1 protein-coding gene is annotated in these 458 nt (G+C 67.2%); it reads right to left on the reverse strand.

Going from position 1 to position 458, the window contains the following annotated elements:
• Positions 1–394 (reverse strand): P1 family peptidase (locus tag EN964_RS37035; RefSeq protein WP_206528860.1); only part of this gene is annotated, 394 nt, incomplete at its 3' end.
• Positions 395–458: the final 64 nt, after the last annotated feature.

Consider the following 458-nt stretch of genomic DNA (forward strand, 5'->3'; position numbering starts at 1 on the left):
GCTCGCGGTAGGGCGGATAACGGCCCCAATCCTTGTCGCCGCCATTGCGCAGGTCGAACAGGATCGCCGACGGCACGATCGGCACGCGAAAACCACCGACCTCCAGGCCGATGCCGCGTTCGCGCAATGCCGCCTGCACGCCGGACGCCGCGTCGAGGCCGAAAGCCGAACCGCCTGAAAGCACGACGGCGTGCACCACATCGACGGAATTGTGCGGTTCGAGCAGGTCTGTCTCGCGCGTGCCCGGCGCGCCGCCCAGGATCTGAACGCCGGCCACTGTCGGCGTGTCGCAAAGCACGGTCGTGACGCCGGACTTCAGGCTGGCGTCGGACGCATTGCCGACGCGCAGGCCGGCAACGTCGGTGATCAGGTTGCGTGGGCCGGTGCGAAACATCAGTTGCTTTCCAAGGGCGCAAAGCGCGTGCCGTCGAAACGGAAGACGCGGTAAGGTCTCTGGC

Source organism: Mesorhizobium sp. M7A.F.Ca.CA.001.10.2.1, from assembly GCF_003998575.1.
Classification (GTDB): Bacteria; Pseudomonadota; Alphaproteobacteria; order Rhizobiales; family Rhizobiaceae; genus Mesorhizobium.